23 protein-coding genes are annotated in these 19,707 nt (G+C 33.7%); 9 read left to right on the top strand and 14 right to left on the bottom strand.

Going from position 1 to position 19,707, the window contains the following annotated elements:
• Positions 1–52: 52 nt before the first annotated feature.
• Positions 53–319 (bottom strand): DUF4183 domain-containing protein, encoded by a 267-nt coding sequence (locus tag CEQ83_RS27530; protein WP_223546856.1) that lies wholly within the window; start codon positions 317–319, stop codon positions 53–55.
• Positions 320–330: 11 nt separating this feature from the next.
• Here CEQ83_RS27530 and CEQ83_RS27710 point away from each other — a divergent pair, with 11 nt between their 5' ends.
• The 3 genes from CEQ83_RS27710 (at position 331) to CEQ83_RS26715 (ending at position 2,809) form a co-directional block, all read left to right on the top strand.
• The gene (locus CEQ83_RS27710; RefSeq protein ID WP_265589656.1) at positions 331–687 is read left to right on the top strand and encodes a hypothetical protein; all 357 of its coding nucleotides are present in this window, start codon (positions 331–333) and stop codon (positions 685–687) included.
• 704 nt (positions 688–1,391) lie between these two features.
• On the top strand, positions 1,392–1,868 hold the full coding sequence (locus CEQ83_RS26720) for a hypothetical protein (RefSeq protein ID WP_033580848.1): 477 nt from the start codon (positions 1,392–1,394) through the stop codon (positions 1,866–1,868).
• Positions 1,869–2,296: 428 nt separating this feature from the next.
• A complete protein-coding gene (locus CEQ83_RS26715) occupies positions 2,297–2,809 on the top strand; it encodes a hypothetical protein (RefSeq protein WP_048019995.1) in 513 nt (170 codons plus the stop codon).
• Positions 2,810–3,009: 200 nt separating this feature from the next.
• Here the strand turns inward: CEQ83_RS26715 and CEQ83_RS26710 are convergent, their stop codons facing one another.
• The 6 genes from CEQ83_RS26710 to CEQ83_RS26685 all read right to left on the bottom strand — a co-directional run bounded on the left by CEQ83_RS26710 (position 3,010) and on the right by CEQ83_RS26685 (position 8,298).
• Complete coding sequence (locus CEQ83_RS26710) at positions 3,010–3,570, bottom strand: hypothetical protein (RefSeq protein WP_049166416.1); 561 nt, start codon at positions 3,568–3,570, stop codon at positions 3,010–3,012.
• Between the two features lie 140 nt (positions 3,571–3,710).
• A complete protein-coding gene (locus tag CEQ83_RS26705) occupies positions 3,711–4,766 on the bottom strand; it encodes a phosphotransferase (RefSeq protein WP_028412743.1) in 1,056 nt (351 codons plus the stop codon).
• 5 nt (positions 4,767–4,771) lie between these two features.
• On the bottom strand, positions 4,772–5,947 hold the full coding sequence (locus CEQ83_RS26700) for a carboxylate--amine ligase (RefSeq protein WP_014462109.1): 1,176 nt from the start codon (positions 5,945–5,947) through the stop codon (positions 4,772–4,774).
• Between the two features lie 3 nt (positions 5,948–5,950).
• Positions 5,951–7,255, bottom strand: a complete 1,305-nt coding sequence (locus CEQ83_RS26695) for a glycosyltransferase family 4 protein (protein WP_049166414.1) — start codon at positions 7,253–7,255, stop codon at positions 5,951–5,953.
• A complete protein-coding gene (locus CEQ83_RS26690) occupies positions 7,252–7,908 on the bottom strand; it encodes a PIG-L deacetylase family protein (RefSeq protein ID WP_033580846.1) in 657 nt (218 codons plus the stop codon). Before CEQ83_RS26690 ends, CEQ83_RS26695 begins: the two co-directional genes overlap by 4 nt.
• A gap of 240 nt (positions 7,909–8,148) precedes the next feature.
• Positions 8,149–8,298 (bottom strand): hypothetical protein, encoded by a 150-nt coding sequence (locus CEQ83_RS26685; RefSeq protein WP_014462112.1) that lies wholly within the window; start codon positions 8,296–8,298, stop codon positions 8,149–8,151.
• Positions 8,299–8,467: 169 nt separating this feature from the next.
• Here CEQ83_RS26685 and CEQ83_RS26680 point away from each other — a divergent pair, with 169 nt between their 5' ends.
• Entirely contained in the window at positions 8,468–9,211 is a 744-nt protein-coding gene (locus CEQ83_RS26680) for a hypothetical protein (RefSeq protein ID WP_099331506.1), read from the top strand.
• A 142-nt stretch (positions 9,212–9,353) separates the two neighbouring features.
• Here the strand turns inward: CEQ83_RS26680 and CEQ83_RS26675 are convergent, their stop codons facing one another.
• Positions 9,354–10,175, bottom strand: coding sequence for a YncE family protein (locus CEQ83_RS26675; protein WP_099331507.1), 822 nt, complete (start codon positions 10,173–10,175; stop codon positions 9,354–9,356).
• A 296-nt stretch (positions 10,176–10,471) separates the two neighbouring features.
• Here CEQ83_RS26675 and CEQ83_RS26670 point away from each other — a divergent pair, with 296 nt between their 5' ends.
• From CEQ83_RS26670 to CEQ83_RS26660, 3 genes are all read left to right on the top strand, one after another.
• The gene (locus CEQ83_RS26670) at positions 10,472–10,687 is read left to right on the top strand and encodes a spore coat protein (RefSeq protein ID WP_014462115.1); all 216 of its coding nucleotides are present in this window, start codon (positions 10,472–10,474) and stop codon (positions 10,685–10,687) included.
• A gap of 138 nt (positions 10,688–10,825) precedes the next feature.
• A complete protein-coding gene (locus CEQ83_RS26665) occupies positions 10,826–11,386 on the top strand; it encodes a spore coat protein (RefSeq protein ID WP_014462116.1) in 561 nt (186 codons plus the stop codon).
• 25 nt (positions 11,387–11,411) lie between these two features.
• Complete coding sequence (locus CEQ83_RS26660) at positions 11,412–11,840, top strand: spore coat protein (protein ID WP_014462117.1); 429 nt, start codon at positions 11,412–11,414, stop codon at positions 11,838–11,840.
• Positions 11,841–12,046: 206 nt separating this feature from the next.
• Here the strand turns inward: CEQ83_RS26660 and CEQ83_RS26655 are convergent, their stop codons facing one another.
• Positions 12,047–12,481, bottom strand: coding sequence for a hypothetical protein (locus CEQ83_RS26655; protein WP_014462118.1), 435 nt, complete (start codon positions 12,479–12,481; stop codon positions 12,047–12,049).
• A gap of 243 nt (positions 12,482–12,724) precedes the next feature.
• Here CEQ83_RS26655 and CEQ83_RS26650 point away from each other — a divergent pair, with 243 nt between their 5' ends.
• Positions 12,725–14,041, top strand: a complete 1,317-nt coding sequence (locus CEQ83_RS26650) for a glycosyltransferase family 2 protein (protein ID WP_034327521.1) — start codon at positions 12,725–12,727, stop codon at positions 14,039–14,041.
• Position 14,042: 1 nt separating this feature from the next.
• On the opposite strand, the gene CEQ83_RS26645 is transcribed toward CEQ83_RS26650, so the two are convergent.
• The 3 genes from CEQ83_RS26645 to CEQ83_RS26635 form a co-directional block, all read right to left on the bottom strand.
• Entirely contained in the window at positions 14,043–14,261 is a 219-nt protein-coding gene (locus tag CEQ83_RS26645) for a hypothetical protein (protein WP_014462120.1), read from the bottom strand.
• A 15-nt stretch (positions 14,262–14,276) separates the two neighbouring features.
• Positions 14,277–14,801: a hypothetical protein gene (locus tag CEQ83_RS26640; protein WP_014462121.1), complete on the bottom strand. Its 525-nt coding sequence runs from the start codon at positions 14,799–14,801 to the stop codon at positions 14,277–14,279.
• Positions 14,802–14,946: 145 nt separating this feature from the next.
• Positions 14,947–15,663 (bottom strand): glycosyltransferase family 2 protein, encoded by a 717-nt coding sequence (locus CEQ83_RS26635; protein ID WP_034327523.1) that lies wholly within the window; start codon positions 15,661–15,663, stop codon positions 14,947–14,949.
• 154 nt (positions 15,664–15,817) lie between these two features.
• On the opposite strand from CEQ83_RS26635, the gene CEQ83_RS26630 reads away from it, so the two are divergent.
• Complete coding sequence (locus tag CEQ83_RS26630) at positions 15,818–16,900, top strand: glycosyltransferase family 4 protein (protein ID WP_014462123.1); 1,083 nt, start codon at positions 15,818–15,820, stop codon at positions 16,898–16,900.
• A gap of 34 nt (positions 16,901–16,934) precedes the next feature.
• On the opposite strand, the gene CEQ83_RS26625 is transcribed toward CEQ83_RS26630, so the two are convergent.
• The gene (locus tag CEQ83_RS26625) at positions 16,935–18,179 is read right to left on the bottom strand and encodes a glycosyltransferase family 4 protein (protein WP_049166413.1); all 1,245 of its coding nucleotides are present in this window, start codon (positions 18,177–18,179) and stop codon (positions 16,935–16,937) included.
• Positions 18,180–18,751: 572 nt separating this feature from the next.
• Positions 18,752–19,483, bottom strand: coding sequence for a glycosyltransferase (locus tag CEQ83_RS26620; RefSeq protein ID WP_049166412.1), 732 nt, complete (start codon positions 19,481–19,483; stop codon positions 18,752–18,754).
• Positions 19,484–19,707 lie beyond the last annotated feature (224 nt).

Below are 19,707 nucleotides of genomic sequence, written 5' to 3'. Positions count from 1 at the left end.
CTGGGGAAGTCAGTTCTTTTTTTTATGACTATCTTAGAATTTATAAACTTTTTTATACTTCCTTATTAATTAACACAAATTGGATAATAATGGGAACCTCTTTTGAAGGTACTTCTTCTGTGAGTAAAGTTAAGCTTCCTTTTTGAATTTGATAATTAATATCAGGCTGTAGAATACCATTAATAAATAAATTGATATAAGAAGCTTCTTCAGGTGCCAATATTTCAGTGGTTCCATATTGAGCTATCCCATCATTATTGGTATATAGGCGTTTTTGACCATCTGAAAAAGTAAAATATAATAAATTAGTGGAGGGAATTAAATCTGAGAGTGGAGGCCCCTGAGGCCCCTGAGGCCCCTGAGGTCCCTGAGGCCCTTGAGATCCTTGAGGCCCCTGAGGCCCCTGAGGTCCCTGAGGCCCTTGAGATCCTTGAGGCCCCTGAGGCCCCTGAGGTCCCTGAGGCCCTTGAGATCCTTGAGGCCCCTGAGGCCCCTGAGGTCCCTGAGGCCCTTGAGATCCTTGAGGCCCCTGAGGCCCCTGAGGTCCTTGAGGCCCCTGAGGTCCTTGAGGTCCCTGAGGCCCCTGAGGTCCTTGAGGTCCCTGAGGCCCTTGAGGCCCCTGAGGTCCCTGAGGCCCTCTGTACTTTTGATTACAGAGGTTATGGATGGAACAAAATACCAATATAGATTGTGAATTGGAAACATATACAGAATGGGGTGATCTGTAACAATGAGCTTTTCGTTTCTTTTTTTTGTAAGAGATCTTTTTACAGAGAACGTATCTACGTATCAAGTGTCAATACCTCCTTTTATTGCAATTTCATCTACCTTAAATCAGTGAAGGGGAGAGTAGACATACAAGAAGGATAAAAGAAGAAAGGTAACCTTGAGGTTCTTTATACATTAGAGTAGTTAATTATAACTTGACCTTTTATAGCTGTTATAAGGAAAAGATGAAGAAATATTACTCTAGCGACTTTTGTCCAACATATACATTCACACGTGTCTTCTTTATCTGAAATGATTATATATAGGTTTGTTAACAAATATTAAAATAACTGTAAGTTTTTCAGTTGTTTCTTCAAATAGAACTTCCAATACTTATGGTATTCATTTACTTGGTAAATGAGCGCCTAATGATAGTATAAGTGATATAGAATCTATAACCTAAGAGTGAATCCTACTGATAACTAGCATCATCCGGGCTCATTGTTTAGGAGCATTATCGATACAATTTTCACCTCTTCATCCACCAAGTTTATTAAGTAAATAGGTTTCACTCTAAAACGCTTTAACTACATAGCGTATACAGGATGTAGTTAAGGCGTTAGCAGGAACAATAAAGAATTGTATTGAATGTATATACAAATTGTATAAATGAGGTGATAAGGTTGGGGAAATTGGATAAGTACGCTCGGCAATCAAAAGCAAAAGAACCAAGTAAGGTTCTGCCCATTCGGTTACCTGAAAGTATATATGAGCAATTTCGACAACGTTGTGAAGAGTTAGGGTTATCTATGTCTGAAGCTGGATATTTGCTCATTAAAGAAGAATTAGAAGATGGTCTATACAACGCCAGTACAAATGAAGTTGCTGCAACTACACAGCGAATACAAAATCGTATACATCGTGAAAACACTTCGTATACAAAGGAAAATACAGATAAATCTCCTTTTTTTTCTACTAGGTGGACGTCAATTAATTATGAAGTTGAAAACGAATTACCTTGTCCTCTATGTCACCAATGGTATAGCAAAGCGAATTTTTCTCGCCATGCCAAAAACCATAGTGCCACTACTAAAGAGCTTTTAGAAAACAATGAAGATATAGTTTACAAAATGATCAATGAACGTAAACTAACTCTGTAAACAGTTTATTATATGTATTTGTATAGGTGTGGAGATTCACCTTTTGATTCCAGAAAGACACCTGAGAGGGAACAAAAGGTGAATGCTCTAATTGTTAAAGTAATCATGCATGAATGCATTTTCTATTCACCAAATGGTGAGGGGGTGAAATTCTGCAATTAAAGCATTGTATTGTACTTGAATTTTACATCTTTGTTTACGCCTTAAACTTCACTACTACTGTTTCTATTAGCTTATCAAACAACCAACCTCTGCGAAATTTCTACTCTAATTACCTTATCTCTACATACAAATAATTCCTTTACCGTGTTGTTAACCTGAAATTAGATAGTCGAATAATCACTTTTTTTATGAAAATGACTATTATTGGACAAGCACACAAACATTTTATAAACAAATGAATAAAATAGTATATAAATAAAAAAGGAGTGATTATTATAAAAAGCTATCGTCACCATAATAAAAACGATGAAGTATATTATGTAGAAGCAGCTTACCCATCTAAGGGTTCATATAATAAGAAAAAAGAGAATGAAAAATTCTTTGTTGAAAATCATACAATTGAGGGTTCTGGAACCAATTTAACAGGAAATATCCCATTAACTATTGCAGTTCCTGCTAATGCTATAGATGTAACTGTTTTTGAAGACTTTACTAGAAACCATAACAAAACGCTTCTTCAGTTATCAGCTGCAGCTACTGGTGTTGGTGTAGCTACTGGTCTTACGGTATCAATTTTTGTTAGAGGATCTAGGCTACCGATCTCAGCGACTATACCTGCAGGTTCTACAAGAGCTTTTCAAGTTGAAAACTTTGAAAAATTAACTGTTTCGAATCCTTCTGCTACTACGGCTGGAACTTTAAATGTCTTTATACAGAAAACATTTTGTATTGGTTGTAACAGTCAAAATAAAAAATCCAATAAAGGCTGTTGCTTCTAAAATAATAAAAAACCACCATGTACAATTTACTTTGTGCATGGTGGTTTTTTTATTACTAGAAAATTTTAAGTATCTTGATTACTGCAGCTATATTTTAGACATTCTGTCTGTGAAAAAGAAAAGGGCTATTAACCTGAGAGTCAATAGTCCTTTCTTGATACTTATTTAGTTACAAGTAATTAGAGTTAGAATCAAATAGCTTAATTGTAGTAACTTTTACTGCATCTACATTTATTTTTAGCATAGTCTTTCTCGTAAAAGACAACTTTATCTCTACCATGATCTTTTTCATGTTTATCTTTGCATTTATCTCTACCATGATCTTTTTCATGTTTATCTTTGCATTTATCTCTGCCATGATCTTTTTCATGTTTATCTTTGCATTTATCTCTGCCATGATCTTTTTCATGTTTATCTTTGCATTTATCTTTGCCGTAGTCTTTTTCATGTTTATCTTTGCATTTACCTTTGCCGTAGTCTTTTTCATGTTTATCTTTGCATTTATCTTTGCCGTAGTCTTTTTCGTGTTTGTCTTTGCATTTACCTTTGCCGTAGTCTTTTTCGTGTTTGTCTTTGCATTTATCTTTGCCGTAGTCTTTTTCGTGTTTGTCTTTGCATTTATCTTTGCCGTAGTCTTTTTCATGTTTGTCTTTGCATTTATCTTTGCCATAGTCTTTTTCTTCTTTATTTTTACGCATGTCATACATCGCTTTCAAGCAGTGCTTACTTTCTTCATTAGAATCATAATAAAATTTAGTCAAATAAATTCCCTGCCTTTATTTAAAATTGGTGTTTCTATATATTGTATTTTTGAAAAGGGAAATTGCTTGTACATTAAGGTAAAAATAGCTTTTAGACTATTGTTAAATCGATAGTCTAAAAGCTATTTTCCAAAATCTATTTATTCGTATATTCCTAGTTCCCTGCCCCATGTTGAAATTTTTTCAAGGTGATAACTTAAGAGCTCACCTTCACGATTATCAGCAATCCTTCTCAGTTGAGTGTGAAGGCCTCTTTCCAAGGTTCGCTGGAGATAGGCCATTTTATAAAGAATCATAGGGTTTGTTTTAAAGGTAATTCCGTGTTTTTTCATTTCAGCCACGTATAGACCCACACACTGAGTACGTATTTTCTCTGCATTTGGTTGCCAGTCTTTTCTGAAGCCTAACAATAGTTCCACTAATACAACCATGTCAAACCATACTGGAGCGTATTTGGCTGACTCCCAATCAATGAATTGAATAGGCCATGGTGTATGTCCAGTAACATTTTTGCTACATATATTTTGCATGTGTAGATCGCCATGCGTAATAGCTAATCCATTTTTAGTTAATTCAGGAAAGAAATCCGGTCCTTTATTGTATAGCTTAATTAATGATGAATAATAAGGTTTTATAATATGGCCAATACGATCATCTTTCATTGCTGCATGCAATAGGTCAACTGTTTGATTCATAGATTTGGCCCTATTCTTTTTTGTAGAAGTATAAACAGGTAGCCAATCTCTCCAAACGTTTTCATTCTTTTTAAACCTATTTTCAAAAGTTTGACCATGAAGTTTAGCTATACTGGGAATAATATATTGAAAGTGAGACGGAGAGAAGGTCAATTGTCCACGTATTTGATTAACAAATTCCATAAAGACCCAGGTTTCATTTTTGACTGTTTCTACAAGATAAATGCGAGGCAAAAACTCTTTTAAAATGGGGTAAGATTTTTTGTAAATATTAATCTCTACTTCATTTTTGTAGGCTGTCGAATTGTAGACCTTAAAGATAATTGGATAATAACCATTTTTTCTTTGAAGCAGTAATTTATATATACTACTTCGTTTTGTTGATTTTAAACACTTAATTTCTGAAGGGATAACTGTAATTTTCTCACCCATCGAATAAGAAAGTTTTTCTGCTATTTTTAAATCTTTAATCTTATAATAGAGCGCCTTAAGATCATACATAGTAATCATTCCTTTCGCTTACGTTTCCACGTATTAACTAAATGAGACCATGCGCTTCTGAAAAATGGCATTGGATCATTCCATGCAAATAGAGCAAACTCTTTTTGACCTTGCAGCCCCAGATAAAAATCTTTGAATGTCATTTCGGAAGTTTTTTTCTTTTGAAGGAAAGTAAGGTAATACCTTATAAGGTAAATCCATTTAATACCGTCTATTTGATTCAATCTAGGCTCTGGGTTTTGGTTAGTGAGGTATAAATAATAGGTGTAGGCAAAGTCAATACCTGAGGGGCCTGTGAGACTATGGGTAAGCCAAAAGCGAGGGTTTATTTCAATGAATTTATAAATTCCATCTCTTGGATCCTTTTTGAATTCAGCCATGCCTATGCCTTTGAGCTTTATTTCTTCAAAAAATGGGAGACATATATCGATAAGTTCAGGAACTCTTTTGCTGACGATATGAGCACCTGTTCCAAATTCGGCAGGAAACTGATGGTTTTTTTGTAAGGAGAATAATGCAAGTAGTTCCATATTTTCATTATAGAGAGTAGCTACTTTATAAAAGCATTGATTGTCTCCAGGAATCAGTTCTTGAATAACTAATTGTCCGCATTCTCTATAAAAACAATAATCATTCCTTAACTGCTCAGGAGTATCAAATACAATTGCTTTTTTGTTGATTTTCTTTCTGAACTCGTGGCCGAGAACAGGTTTTAAAATACATGGGAATTCAACATTTAAGATAGCCTCTTCAAGTTCCTCTTTACTATCTATTACATATGTTTTTGGACATGGAATATTATGCTTGACGGCGAGCTCGTAAGTTTTGTTTTTATCAAGCACTTGCTCAACTAAATTATCATCAGGTAATAAAAACAAGAAGTAATTTAGCAATTCGTCTCGGTTTTTGGAAATGAATTGTACGTAGTCATCTGCTCCTGTATACAAGACAGGTTTTGAACCAATTTTTTTAGAGAGGTTAATTAAGAAGTTTAATAGTTTCTTTTCCTCAGTTACAGGACTAGGGCATATACTGCAAGTAGCTAGGCGTGATTTTCCTATTTTATATGGTTTTTCTGTGTCAAAAGCGTAAACATTAATACCTTTTGCTGTTAAGCTTCTAATAATGCCAATCCCGTTAGCGCTCAAATCAAGAATAACTGCAGAGTGTTCATGGTTCATACTTTAATTCATCTCCCAAAAATCAGTGTACAAATGTTTTATTTTTCCTACCATGCTGTCTACAGTTAAGTGGTTTTTAGCATGGTTTTTCGCAGTTGTGCTCATTTTATTTCGCACTTCTTTATTTGTAATGAGAAATTTTAATGCATGTGCTAGCTGTTCAGGGTCCCCAGGTTCGACAATAATACCTGTTTTATTATGCTTTATCAGCTCAGGAATTCCTCCGCAATTTGTGGAAATTACAGCAGTACCACTATGCATAGCTTCAATTATTGAAATGGGTAAGCTATCATTGATTGTTGGAAGTACAAAAATGTCAGTTTTATTTAAGAGTGAAGGTACATCGTCTCTAGAACCTAAAAAGTTTACCATTGATAAACCCAGAGCCTTTTTCTGTTTTTCTAATTTCTCTCTCATTTGTCCATCACCGACGATTAATACCTCTACATTGGAAGTATATTTTTTTAGACGTGCCAGTGCGTCAAACAGATAATTATGTCCTTTTCGAGGACCAAGCCTAGCTACGCATGTAATAACTAGCTTTTGTGAATCCTTTTCTTTTCCTTCCCTTTGGTTCACTGGATAATCAATTCCCGTAATAACTGTAGTGATGTTTCTATTTTTTGCTCCTAGCTTTATTAATGGTTCACGAAACGAATCGCTTAAAACAATAATATGACTTGCATATTCTATTGCTTTACTTTCAAGCTCCGTAAAATATGCTTCTTCTACAGACGACTTTTTAATGATGTTAAATTTGAGTCTATTAGATGTGAACATTCCATGGGGCGTGTAAAATAAGGGTTTATTATAGAATTCATTAAATCTTCCCAAGATATTTGCTGTAAATAAATCTTGTGCATGAAGAATATCATATTTTTCTAAATTTATTGTTTCGAGCATTTTTTCATATACATATATAAGTCTTTGATGATTTAAAATTCTGTCATTGTAACTTCCATAACGTTTGGTAAAAAAATGTTTTAAATTTGGGGTAGCAACTTCTCGGAATTGCTTTACTTTTGACATTGAAAATTGATTAGGAGAAATAATGTCTACTTTATGTCCTTGACTTTTTAAACCTTTACTTAAAGTAGAGATATAATTCGACAGTCCACCCACGTGAGGGAAGCTCCAAAAGGTAGCAATTAAAATAGAAAATTTCTTTTTCGAATTTTTTCTTGAAGAGCTTCTTCTTTTCGAATTTTCTTTTGAAATGGTTTTTCTAGAAGAGCGCGACTTAAGTCCATAATATTGGTCTAACGTGTCGATTAGATAGGGGTAGGGAAAGGCAATTTCATGGTTCATTTCCAAACCCTCCTTATAATTTCAAAAGCTTCAGCATAAGGTACGCCAATGCTCATGCCTCTTAGCCTTCCTAAGTACTTAACACCTTCATAAGAACGAGGATGAGGGAACGATCTCATTTCGAGATCATAATGTTTAAGGGCATTAAGTTTACTTTCCATGGTGGCCGTAACATCTACAAAAAAATTTGGTTTAAATGTCTTTTCACAAGAGAAAGCACCCCATTCACTCGACGAAACGGTTTCAAATGTAATTAATTCTATGGGGGAAGTATATGGGAGTGGTCTAGTTGCAGTTAATACCGCCTGAAAAGTGATCTGATGATCTCTATTTAGATCTCCATAGTGATGTGTAAAAATCTTGACCGGTTTGTATTTTTTGATAAGCTGCTCGATTTCTTTCGTTAATTCGTGAAGAGGAATCATTTCTAGTTCCAAATTGACATGCTCAAGAAATACTACTTCTTCAATACCAATTTCTTTATTAGCAAGTCGACCAAATTTCTGAATATGATGAGCTTCTTCCTTTCTGCCCAAAGCAGTAATTACCGAAATTACTTTATACCCTTCATCTACAAATTTTTTTAAGGTTCCTGCGGTTCCTAATAGTTCATCATCAGGATGAGCCCCGATTACTAATATACAATTGCTCATATCTGTGCCTCCTGTAGCTTTTTCTTCTATACTTGTACTATAAACAATATATGAGCTTATCCAGATATTAGAAACCGTCATTGGCGGAGAATTAAAAATTAGAGCTATACTAATTAATATAGAAGGCATATTTGTTGCTTCTTTCATTATGTAATTTTAGTAGTAAGAAAAAGTAGAGCCATAAAAGAAATAAGACCTATTGCTAAATGCCAATAGGTCTTATTTCTTTTTTAGGTAAAATTAATACTTAGAGTTTAATTTCCATAAATTTATAACTCTCATTTCTTTACAAGTATCCTTACAAGAATCATGTTTTTTATGTTTCTCACACTTTTTACAAGGATTTTTATGATCTTTCTCTTCCAAAGTCCAATCTTCTTTATACTTCATATCAATATTCACCTCTTTCATTACTATAGTATGTAACCGTTGGTAACAGGAGAGGGTGCTTGTCTTGGATTTGAACAAAAATTTTTCGCGAACTTATATGTAGATGGATAAGTATACAAGCAATTTATTTATAAACGAATAGAATAACAAATGGGGAAGGAGGAACAGAATGGGAAAATCATATTTTCATTATCGTAGTGATCATGATAGGTGGGATAGGCTTCCGAAAGAAACTCTCTTTAAATGGCACAATAAGAAAAAGTATCAGCTGCTGAGTAATAATAATGTCCAGCTTGTTCCGTCTAACAGCGTTAAAAAATTAGACTTGTTGAATGATAAAGCATTTGGGCACTCTTCTCAGAAATTAATAGGAGAAAAAGAAAATGAACTTATGAATTTTAAAAGGTATAAGGTAGTTGGACAAGGCAAAGATGGTGTTATTTATCAATTGACTGATAATCGATGTGTAAAAGTATTTTTTAAGGAAGAGGTATATAAAAAAGAGTTAGAAGCAATAAAAGTGGGGCAGTCGTCTTTTATTATTCCTCATCTCTACGATTATGGACCAAATTACATAGTCATGGAATATATAAAAGGAATTTCCTTGGCAAAACATCTGAAAAAAAATCAATATATAGAAAAGGCTTTGGTTATACAATTGATAAGCCTCTTTAATGAATTAAAGAAATTAAGTTTTCGTAGACAAGATACGGAATTACGGCATGTTCTAATAACTGAACAGGGAAATTTAAAAATAATTGATCTTAAAAGAGCTTTTAGTTCTAAGCGACCTACTCCTATTAAATTACTAAAAGATTTGAAGGGATTAAACTTATCAAAAGAATTTTTATCTCATGTTAAAGATATTCAACCTTCTCTTTATCAAACATGGAGAAATTTTGATAAAGAGTGAACTCCTTAAGAAATATTTGAAATCATTAATTGTAGCAACAATAATTGTGTTTCTATAAGATTATTGTTGCTACAGGTTATAAAATAAAATCATGGTTATGCCACCTCTTATAGAACATAAGTATCCACGTTATGTTCTTATATTAGGTATCGGTTATTGTATAAGTTGACTGATCACCGACAGGGAGGGTAGCAATGACAATATTAGTGGCACCATCAATGACAGAGACTACACTATTTTCTTCATTCGTTACGTGAATTTGATTATTGGCTGCGTTAACATCAACCATACAAGGTTGTTCTATGACAGGTACTATTCCAATTACAGCATTTGTACCTGCATCAATGACGGAAACGGTATCACTATTTTTATTAGCTACATAAATACGATTGTTAGATAGGTTAGCCCCTAGGTCAGTAGGCTGATCACCGACTTGCACTGTAGCCATTACAGCATTCGTCAATCCATCAATGACAGAGACTGTATTTTTAAATTTATTAGCTACATAAATACGGTTAATATAGGGATGGACATCTAAATTAATTGGGTGGGTTTCTACAGGTATTGTGGCAACAACAATATTGGTTGCACCATTAATGACGGAAACAGTATCATCCCCAGCATTTGTGATATAAACTCTATCCGTGTAGGGATTAACCCCTACACCTGAAGGCTGACTCCCAACTGGAATAATTCCAATAACTGTATTTGCACCTGCATCAATGACGGAAACTGTATTATCACCTTTATTAGTCACATAAATACGATTAGTAGATGGATTGCCATTTACGTTTGCTGGCTGACGTCCTACATTTATAGTGGCAATTAAATCATCAGTTAATCCATCCATCACAGAAACCGTATTGTTATCCTCATTTATTGTATAAATTTGATTAGTAGATGATTTTCCTTTTGGAGATAAAAAATCACCTGCAACATGCACAACCTTTGCTTTTTTTCCCATTTAACTCAACTCTTTTCATAAATACTGTTAAGAAAATTGTTGAAAACATAAGGCACTTACCTTATGTACAAATATATGATGTTAAATTTATTTTATTATCTTAAATTTTTAGGCGACAGAGATGGCTAGTACAGTTAACCTAAGATAGAAATGCTACTGTTTTTATTTAAATGAAAATATTGGTGAGTAAAAAATCGCTTCAACAACATGTGAAAACAAGGGGGAATTGTTTCCTTTTAGGCCATTCCTGCATATGTTGTTATGAATAACGACCTTATATAGAAGGAGCGATTAATATGAGTGATTCACCTAAAAAACCGGAGATTGTTCCAAATAAGTTAATGGACTTATTAGTAAACGATGTTTTTTCTAAACATGGCATAGATAAAGAAAAAATTAAAGGAAACCTATCTGAAGAGAAAAAACAAATGCTTAAAGAAATGGTTGAAGATTTGTCAAAACGAGTGGATGAGTTTGTAAAACAAACAAATGCTACCAACAAAAAAAAATAAATTATATTATTTATAAACGCCGTTAAATAGGCGTTTTTGTTGTTTTTTAAAATGGTTGCACTCAATGGTCAATTGGCCCAATCCTATTGATTGGTATGTTCATATATTAATACATACCATGAAAAAGGAGTGTTAGTTATGTCATCTAAAAAGTATTATTCTTACGATGTAAAGAAAAAATGCAAAAGCAAACATAAAAAAGATGATCCTAAGAAGCATTGTAAAGATGGCTGTAAAGTAGATCACTATGAAAGTGAATCTACGGAATATGATTACTATAATAGTCGTGAGAGTTTCGAAAGTAGGGAGAGTTTTGAAAGTTTTAATGCAGAAGTAGTTCAAGAGGCAGATCAACTTTCTTTAATTGACCAAGAATCAGATGAATTAATTTGGATCAAAGATTCTTGTGATGTTAATGTCACTACAACAGATACTCAAGCAGCTATCGGTATTCAAGTGGCTATCCAAGTAGCCATCGCTATTGTAATTCGTATTGCCATCGGCGATACTGTTCAAAAAGATGGTGTGCTTCAAGACTTATTACAGCTATCTGAAATAGAGCAAACAAATAAACAAAAAATTTATATTGAGAATTCTAAAGACGTAGAAATTACAACGACTGATACAGACGTGGCTCTTAACGTTCAAGTATTGTTACAAGTATTAGTAGCTATTATTGTACTTGTCGATGTTCTTTAATTAAAAATTAAACGAGGTGAGAAAAATGGGTGAAAGAAAATGGAGAGCACTAGACCATTGTGAAAATAAACGGTTCAGTGGTAGAGACGTATGGCAAGAAGCTGATCAAATAGCTGCTACTGAACAAAAATCTTTTGAGAAAATTATTGTTAAAGATTCAGAAGGTGTTAGAGTACAAACGACAGATACTCAAATTGCAGCGACTATTCAAGTAGCTTTACAGATAGCTATTGCAGTAGTAGTTCGTATTACAATCGGTGATAATGTGCAAGGAAACAGCGTCGTTGAAGAACTAAAACAATTCGCTAGCATTAAACAAAAAAATTCTCAAAAAACAATTATTGAAAACTCTACAAATGTAAATGTTACAGCTACTGACACAGATATCGCTGTAAATCTTCAAGTACTATTACAAGTATTAATCGCTATCTTAGTTACATTAGACATCCTTTAATATGTAACTAACCTTCTGAGCGTAAAAACAAGGAAGGGAAATTATTGTAATCCTATATAGGAAAACAGAATAAACAGGGAATTTTATTCTGTGAATGCATTTAGCTAAATTTATTCGTGCGTGTTTTAGTAAATAAAAGAAAGTAAAAAAGCCTTCGCGTTTATAAAAGCGAAGACTTTTTTATTAAATAAAATTGAATAATATTCTTAATCCGAATAAGCAACTCCATTAAAACTTTCTGGTCCAACTCTCACAGTTCCTAGGATGTTACAAGTGATGAAAGCTGTGTAAATTAAAAGATTAGAAGCTGGCTTTGGTACATTAAAATCTGAAGCAGTAAACGTAAAAAGCTGTGGTCCTAAAAGGTTAATATTCAACGCCTCCGATGAAGAGTAGACAACTGGGTCGTTAAAGGCAGTACCTCTTACAATAGTAATTGTAACAGTAGTTGCGACAGGGAGGAGTGGTAATTGGCAAGCTACAGTACCACTTAATTGAGTACGAATAGCACCTGTAGCACTTGTAACGTTGAGGCCAATTTGACCGAATAGACCTGGATTAGAGAGAAGTGTAATAGGGATAGAAATAGAGTTAGCTATACTAGCATTTTGAGATGTTCTAGAATCTAATAATATCGTCATGGTATTTTTAACCTCCTTTCTATGTACTATTACTATATGAAATGGTGACCTGTAGTGATTGGACAAACTAATTACCTTATAGTGTTATTTAAACTGTTATTAATTAGATTAACATCTGATTAAGGATTCTTTTAATGAAAAAGTGTTCGAATTTAAACCATACATACTGAGAGATACACATAGAATGATCATATGTAAAGCAATAAATTAGGTGTCAGGAAAACAGCTTAATGAGGCCTCATGATGGCTAGAATTCTTAAAGGCGGAGGAGTATATATGAAGGATATTCATTTGTTTTTAATTGGATATGTAAACTCAAGTTCGATAAAAAAAGCTATAGATTCGGTGCATCTTATTAATAATCGTATAGATGAAATTATTATCTTGGACATACCGGAGTCTTTAAACCAATTAGGATTGACTTTTGAAGGTGCAAAGACAAAATGTATAAACTTACTTGATAATGATTTAGGGTTAACATTAAATCATCACATTCAATCACTGTCTTGTGAATATGTCATGTTCTTGTATAGTTATGATTATTTAGATAATAGTATTACGAAGCATCAATTAGCATTAGATGATGAGAAAGTTGTAATGACTTACGATATCACAATTAATAATAAAGTTATACAGCGACCGTTTTTGTCAAAGGCTTCTTTTCTCCAACAACATCCCTTCTCTTTGAGATGCCACATTCCATTTAAAGAATCTGTTCTTCCATCTTGGCTTTCAACAGTAGATGAACTATCTATCGCTTCTTCACCGAATAAATTGGTTAATCAAACATTCATAGATAAAACCAGTAGTAATCTTCAAAAGTTAAATTTTATAGAGAAGTATCAGCAAAAGTTAGAGAAACAGAACTTAGCTCCTTCGATTGCTGTTATTATAGCTAATTATAATATGGCTAATTATGTAGGGATAGCTATTAACTCGTGTATTCTGCAAAGTAGTCTTCCAGAACAAATAATAGTAGTTGATGATGGATCAAACGATCATTCCCTAGAGATTATAAAAAGTTTTAAAAACACACCAGGTTTTAGGTTTCTTAGTAAAGATAACGGTGGGAAAGCAAGGGCTCTTAATGCGGCTCTATCATATGTTGAAACAGAATTTGTCATGGAGTTAGATGCCGATGACTGGCTAGACCCAGATGCATTTTACACTATAAGAAGATGTTTAGAAAATTTAAAGGAAGATGTAGCTGTTCTCTACGGTAATTTAAGAGCATGGAAGCAGAATGGAGAAGAAAATATAAGGTATAAAGGGTTAAGGAAAGGACGAGCGATTCTCAATAGAAACGACCTTCTTTCCTATGTATTTCCCTTAGGACCTCGCATCTATCGTACGTCGACTTTAAAACAAAATAACGGGTTTCCTTTAATTGATTTTGAAGGAGGACGAATGTATGAGGATGTAAGTGTATTAAATGATCTAATAAAAACACATCGATTGTTATATAAGGATATGACAGTTTATAACGTAAGGGAACATCCGTTAAGTATCACGAAAAAAAATCACTCCAGTTGGAGTGATTTCTTAAAATACCTTGACTAGTTTACGCAACCGGTGAAATTTTAATTGAAGTAATTGATGGAAGAGCAATAGTTAAAGGAAGAGTAGTTCCGCCATATCCATATCCCACAGTTTGAAGGATTGTAATAAGGCCATTTGTTACAGCAGTGATAATTCCTTCAACAAAGCCATCTGCTAGTGCGATTTCGACTGGTGTACCAATACGCTTTGTTAATTCAGCTACTAAAGTACTTTCAAACATAGTATGACTCCTTCCTTAAAGTGATGATACTGTTTCAACTTTAGAAAGTGGGATATAGTTTAACGATCCGTCACTTTCAGCAACTGCCACGTAGTCTGATAAAACAGCAAGTAAAACACCTGTAATGGTTTCATTTGGTGTAGATAGTTGAACTGTTTGATTAACACGATTTTTTAAGTCGTTTCTAATCGGGGCTGAACCAGATGAAATTGGTAGTCCTGCTAATATGGAGAGAAGATTTCTTAAAAGATCACTAGCAGAAGTAGTAGTAGTACTTACAAGACCCGTAGTAGTGTTTAAGATATCAGTTGTAGTCGTATTAACGGTATTTAAAAGGCCAGTTGTAGTTGTATTAACAGTATTTAAAAGATCTGTTACGACAGTAGTAGGATTAATAGTATTTAAGGCGTTAGTTACAGTAGTAGCAGGGTTGACAGCATTTAAAAGGTCTGTAGCAGAAGTAGTAGTTGTGTTGACTGTTTGAGGTAATGAAAGCAGGTTTTTTAACAACGCTGCTCTTGCTTCACTTGATAGTGCCAATAGAATTCATCCTTTCTTAAAGCAAAGTTTTTGCATTATTATCTATGTTTTATAATATGCTTATCCGATTTTAAGGTGCTCGGCGGTTTACCTAATTTACTTAAAAATCCGCCTTTCTTATACAGTAGCAAGAACTAAATAGTAATTAAGAGTGTTCTTTATATTTTAACGCTAGCTGTTCCATTACGTGTTTATGACGATTAATTACAATTTTGTTTTCTTCTTTTATAAAAGAAGCATATTTTTTGCTCCCCATATTTTCATGTATCCTTGATAACAAAAGGGGCTGAGGGATGTATTGTAAATCGAATATTTGAATGATTCGTAACCATAAGTCATAGTCATGAGTATAAAGAAGTGTCTCGTCAAAAAGACCCACATGGTCAAACACACTTTTGTGAATCATAATTGAGCAGCCGTTAATAATATTTCCTTTGCTTATTCTAGTGATAAGATCTAATTTATTTAACGTCTGAATACCTAAAGGCGGACTAATAATTCGTCCTCTATAATTGATGGCGTAGTAATTTGTGTGACTAAAAAAGGCATTATGAGTTTTCATCGATTCTAGTTGTATGGCGATTTTATGATGATCATAAATATCATCAGAACTAAGCCAACATATATAATCACCTGTTGCTTGCTGAATTCCTACATTTAAAGCACTCGCTGTGCCACCATTTTCTTTTGTAATATAGATGATTTTATCTAAATAGGGAAGGATTTTATCCGTATGCTTAGTAGATCCATCATTTACTACTATAATTTCAATATTGGTGTAGGTCTGTTTAGTTAAACTATCTAGTGCATGATCGATATAAGAGCAATTAAAGAATGGCACAACAATAGATACTTTTGACATATTCACTTCTCCTTTCAAGAATTAAAAATCTGTGATTATGTTTTTAGGGAAAATAACAATTTTTAAATTTACATCGCATTTATTAACATATGTAACACGGTTTACATATGAAATAGAAGTTTATTAATTCTACACGTAAAGGTGGAGAGGGAAAATGAATGTATTATTCGTGTTTTATGTTCCAAGTGGAGGAGTAGAAACGTTAAATCGTCAAAGGTGTAAAGCCCTTAAAAAGTACAACATTAATGCTCATTGCCTTTATTATGAAAATAGAAAGAAAAGCATAAATGACCATGGGACCCAAACGTTTGTAACGAATGAAGACCATGAAATTAAAAAAATACTTGATGAAGGAGATTATAGTCTCATTGTCATTGTCTCAGATTTTCAAGCTCTTCCTCGGTTTAGATCGCTTGGATATCAAGGGAAAATGATTATTGAAATACAAGGGTACGGCCCAAAAAGTACAGCAAAATCTGCTCTTACAGATGCTATACCTCTTGTCACTAACTATGCTTCAGGATTTCTTAATCCCAAGACTCCTCATATCGTGCAATTACTAGATGAACTCTACCCCTCATTTCCAAAGTTTAGTTTCAACAATTGTTTTGATACTAATCAGTTCTCCTATAAAGCTGTACCTACTAGTCATCAGCCTAACGTCGCATGGATTGGGCGAATCGAAGATAACAAAAATTGGAGAGAGTTCTTAAAAATCGGTAGCGAATTAATCCATAATCACAATTCAAACATACGATTACATATGTTTGAAGACCCTACTCTAAGCGAAGCTAAGGAAAGAGGTCAATTTGAAAAATTAATTAAACAGTTAGATTTAGAAAAACATCTTTTTCTTCATGCAAACGTTCCGAATGATCAAATGGCCGTTTATTTTTCCATGATAGGGGAATCAGGCGGGTTTTTATGCTCTACTTCAAAGGTAGAAGGAGCCCCATATTCTCTTCTTGAAGCGATGAGTTGTAAATGTCCGGTTTTAACCACTGACTCCGATGGCGTAAGAAGCTCAATTATTCATAATAAAACGGGGAAATACTATACATTAGGTGACGTTACCGAAGCTGTTAAAGAGGCAAAGGAGTTAATGACGGATTCTCAGTTAAGAGAAAAGATACGTAAAGATGCTTTTGAGCACGTAAAAGTAAATTTCAACCCAGATTTATACTGTGTGAATTTTATTTCAATGATTCAATCACTGGGACTAAACCTCAGTAAGTAAATAAAATACCAGATATTTTCTAGTATCTGGTATTTTATTTTTCTTGATTTTCTGTGTTAAGTTTTTCTGCTTGTTCGTAAAGCGACAAAAAATTAGTAACCATTTTGTTAAGGTCCCATTTATCTTGAGCCCACTCTTTTGTACAAGAAGCTAGCTGGTTTCGAAGTAAATCATTTGCAAGCAAATACTTTAATTGCTCATACAGTTCATAAATATTTCCTACAGAAGAGACTAGCCCGCTCCTTCCCACTTCAATCATTTCAGGTAATCCAGCTGTATTGCTAATAAGAACAGGAAGGCCTGCAAGCTGGGCTTCCATAACAGAATAAGGCTGAGTATCGTGAATACTAGGGTGAACAAAGATATCGGCTTCTCTAAGGAAATGAAGAACATTATTCGAGGCACCTAAAAATCTAACTTTATCTTTTAGATCTAAGTTTGTGCATTGTTTTTCTAATTCCCCTTTAATTTCGCCTTCCCCCAGTATCCAGCATTCCCAATCCTGTCTACCTTCTTTTAAGAGAGCAAGGGCATCTAGGAGGTGATGAATGCCTTTTAAATAGACAAGCCTTCCCATATAAAGGATAATTTTTTTACTCTGCTTGGGTCCGATAAGTGGCTTCTCCATGGCATCCCCAAGGAACTGTTGATTACTAATTCCATATGGAAAGGTAACAATTTTGTCTGAAGGAATAGAAAAATTATCTACAACATTACGAGACATCCATTCGGTTGGACTATGAATGAAATCACTGGCTTGATATCCTAACTTCTCAATCACCTGGTGATATTGATATTCAAATGTAGCTTCTATTTGTTCGTCTGTTTTATGAGGGTGCATGGTTTTGAGTGTGAAAAAGATATCACGTGATAAATTTCCAAGAGCACTAGTAACAAGTGGAATATGAGAAGGTTTAACTCGATTTATAGCGTTTGCTGCTGTGACATCTAGCGCATGTATAAGGTCATATTGCTGAAGGTTGTAATATGCTGCGGAAAGCTCTAAGCTATAACGAAATAATTCAGTGTTGTATATCCAACTCTTCATTGGAAGTGAAGGAAGCTCAGTAAGCAATTTTTCTTCAATATAGGGAGAAAGAACAGCAATATCTATTTCTGGTTTTTGTCCAATGATTCGATATTTATTTAAATCAGGGGTCTGGCTAAGGATATGAACTGTATGACCTGACTCTTTCAGTGACTGTTGGAGTGATGATACAAATGTCCAAACGCCTCCGGTATAGGGGAGTGGGTAATAGGAAACTAATAAAATCTTCATTTTATAATCATCCTTTAATTATTTTCTCTCTATTCAATAGTAAGAGGAGAAGAATAAGAATTTTCAACGCCTAAAGCACCTCATTGAGTATGAGAAAGAATTATACTTACAACCCCAGGATCAGGTATCTTATAATTGGTAGGTAAATTAGTTTTTACTTCATTTAAAAACTCAATTAGATTTTCATCAAATAACGAATCCTTATTATTCTTCATGTATGTCCCTTCTTTTCTCAAAATTGATATATGCTTAAATTTTTTATTATTTTGCAAATTCCTATCTATATAATATGTCCAAAATTTTTAATTGGCACGGACGAGTGCACGCTGATAGTAGATAAATATAATAACAATTTTTGTAAATTATTTTTTACAAAGTTTGTTTATTAAAGTTTCCATACAGATTTGTATGTAATAAACTTTACACATTTCCATGTAAAGTTTTTAGAGTGAAAGATAAACTTGTGTCCTAATAATACGTTTCATTTATTAAATGAAAGTAACGAGTGGAAATACTTGTAATGAAGACTAAATAGGAGGGTGTAAGGAGTAATCATAGAAGGATAAACTCACCTAATCTTGTGAAGGATTTGATTGTGATTTACTTATATATTTTTGCAGCAGAGGGCGGTAATGAAACTCGATAGTTTTCATTTCTTCTCTCATCTCATTTTGGTATCTACTGGTGCCTGATTTTTCATGAGAACGAAATTTTGTGAGTGCTTCATCATAATAATGGATTTCATAGCCATTGACAAGCATACGAAACCACATCTCATAATCATGAGTATAACGAAAATCCGGAGAGAAAATCCCAATTTCATCAAAGATCTTCTTTTTTATAAGAATGGTACATCCATTTATAGCATTATAAGTTAAGTAGGCATTATACACTTCTTCTAAATTAGAAAAACGTTTACAGCACCAAGGTATTAAAACTTGGTTATCTTTATTAATATAGTCAAAGTTAGTGAAGCTGGCATCTATGTGCCTTTGCTTCATAAAGTTTAGTTGTTTAGAAATCTTTTCAGGAACAAAATAATCATCCGAGCTTAGCCAGGCTATATACTCTCCTGTAGCAGTGAATAAACCAGTATTTATTGCAGTAGCCGTCCCGCCATTTTCTTTTCTTATATAAACAATTTTATCTTTAAAGGATTCTATCTTCGCAGTGTGGGATGTAGAACCATCGTCTACCACAATTACTTCAACATTTTCATAAGTTTGGTTTAAGGCACTTTTGATTGCTTGATCGACAAAGGCACAGTTGTAAAAAGGAATAATTATTGATACTTTTGGACCCATTGTTTCCCCTCCGAAAAAAAATTTTCATAGCATAAGTGAAACGTAGTCTAAATTATGACTTTTGTAGGTGGATAAAAGGTGGAGATGATAGTTCTAAGTTCATTAATGAAATCACACTCTTGATTAGAATATGCATAAACCTTCTTAAGTGACATGCTTTCGCAGAAACTTCATTCATATAAAAAACCTGATTTTATAAGAGAATTGCTATTTCTACGCACCTA

It is taken from the genome of Priestia megaterium (assembly GCF_009497655.1).
GTDB lineage: Bacteria > Bacillota > Bacilli > Bacillales > Bacillaceae_H > Priestia > Priestia zanthoxyli.
This window is presented reverse-complemented; position numbering and strand designations above follow the sequence as displayed.

Bases quoted from the DNA above. Each gene is read 5' to 3' on its own strand.
- CEQ83_RS26705 (WP_028412743.1), bottom strand. From the start codon at position 4,766: ATGTATGATCTTAAGGCGCTCTATTATAAGATTAAAGATTTAAAAATA.
- CEQ83_RS26700 (WP_014462109.1), bottom strand. From the start codon at position 5,947: ATGAACCATGAACACTCTGCAGTTATTCTTGATTTGAGCGCTAACGGG.
- CEQ83_RS26695 (WP_049166414.1), bottom strand. From the start codon at position 7,255: ATGAACCATGAAATTGCCTTTCCCTACCCCTATCTAATCGACACGTTA.
- CEQ83_RS26690 (WP_033580846.1), bottom strand. From the start codon at position 7,908: ATGAGCAATTGTATATTAGTAATCGGGGCTCATCCTGATGATGAACTA.
- CEQ83_RS26685 (WP_014462112.1), bottom strand. From the start codon at position 8,298: ATGAAGTATAAAGAAGATTGGACTTTGGAAGAGAAAGATCATAAAAAT.
- CEQ83_RS26680 (WP_099331506.1), top strand. From the start codon at position 8,468: ATGGGAAAATCATATTTTCATTATCGTAGTGATCATGATAGGTGGGAT.
- CEQ83_RS26675 (WP_099331507.1), bottom strand. From the start codon at position 10,175: ATGGGAAAAAAAGCAAAGGTTGTGCATGTTGCAGGTGATTTTTTATCT.
- CEQ83_RS26670 (WP_014462115.1), top strand. From the start codon at position 10,472: ATGAGTGATTCACCTAAAAAACCGGAGATTGTTCCAAATAAGTTAATG.
- CEQ83_RS26665 (WP_014462116.1), top strand. From the start codon at position 10,826: ATGTCATCTAAAAAGTATTATTCTTACGATGTAAAGAAAAAATGCAAA.
- CEQ83_RS26660 (WP_014462117.1), top strand. From the start codon at position 11,412: ATGGGTGAAAGAAAATGGAGAGCACTAGACCATTGTGAAAATAAACGG.
- CEQ83_RS26655 (WP_014462118.1), bottom strand. From the start codon at position 12,481: ATGACGATATTATTAGATTCTAGAACATCTCAAAATGCTAGTATAGCT.
- CEQ83_RS26650 (WP_034327521.1), top strand. From the start codon at position 12,725: ATGGCTAGAATTCTTAAAGGCGGAGGAGTATATATGAAGGATATTCAT.
- CEQ83_RS26645 (WP_014462120.1), bottom strand. From the start codon at position 14,261: ATGTTTGAAAGTACTTTAGTAGCTGAATTAACAAAGCGTATTGGTACA.
- CEQ83_RS26635 (WP_034327523.1), bottom strand. From the start codon at position 15,663: ATGTCAAAAGTATCTATTGTTGTGCCATTCTTTAATTGCTCTTATATC.
- CEQ83_RS26630 (WP_014462123.1), top strand. From the start codon at position 15,818: ATGAATGTATTATTCGTGTTTTATGTTCCAAGTGGAGGAGTAGAAACG.
- CEQ83_RS26625 (WP_049166413.1), bottom strand. From the start codon at position 18,179: ATGAAGATTTTATTAGTTTCCTATTACCCACTCCCCTATACCGGAGGC.
- CEQ83_RS26620 (WP_049166412.1), bottom strand. From the start codon at position 19,483: ATGGGTCCAAAAGTATCAATAATTATTCCTTTTTACAACTGTGCCTTT.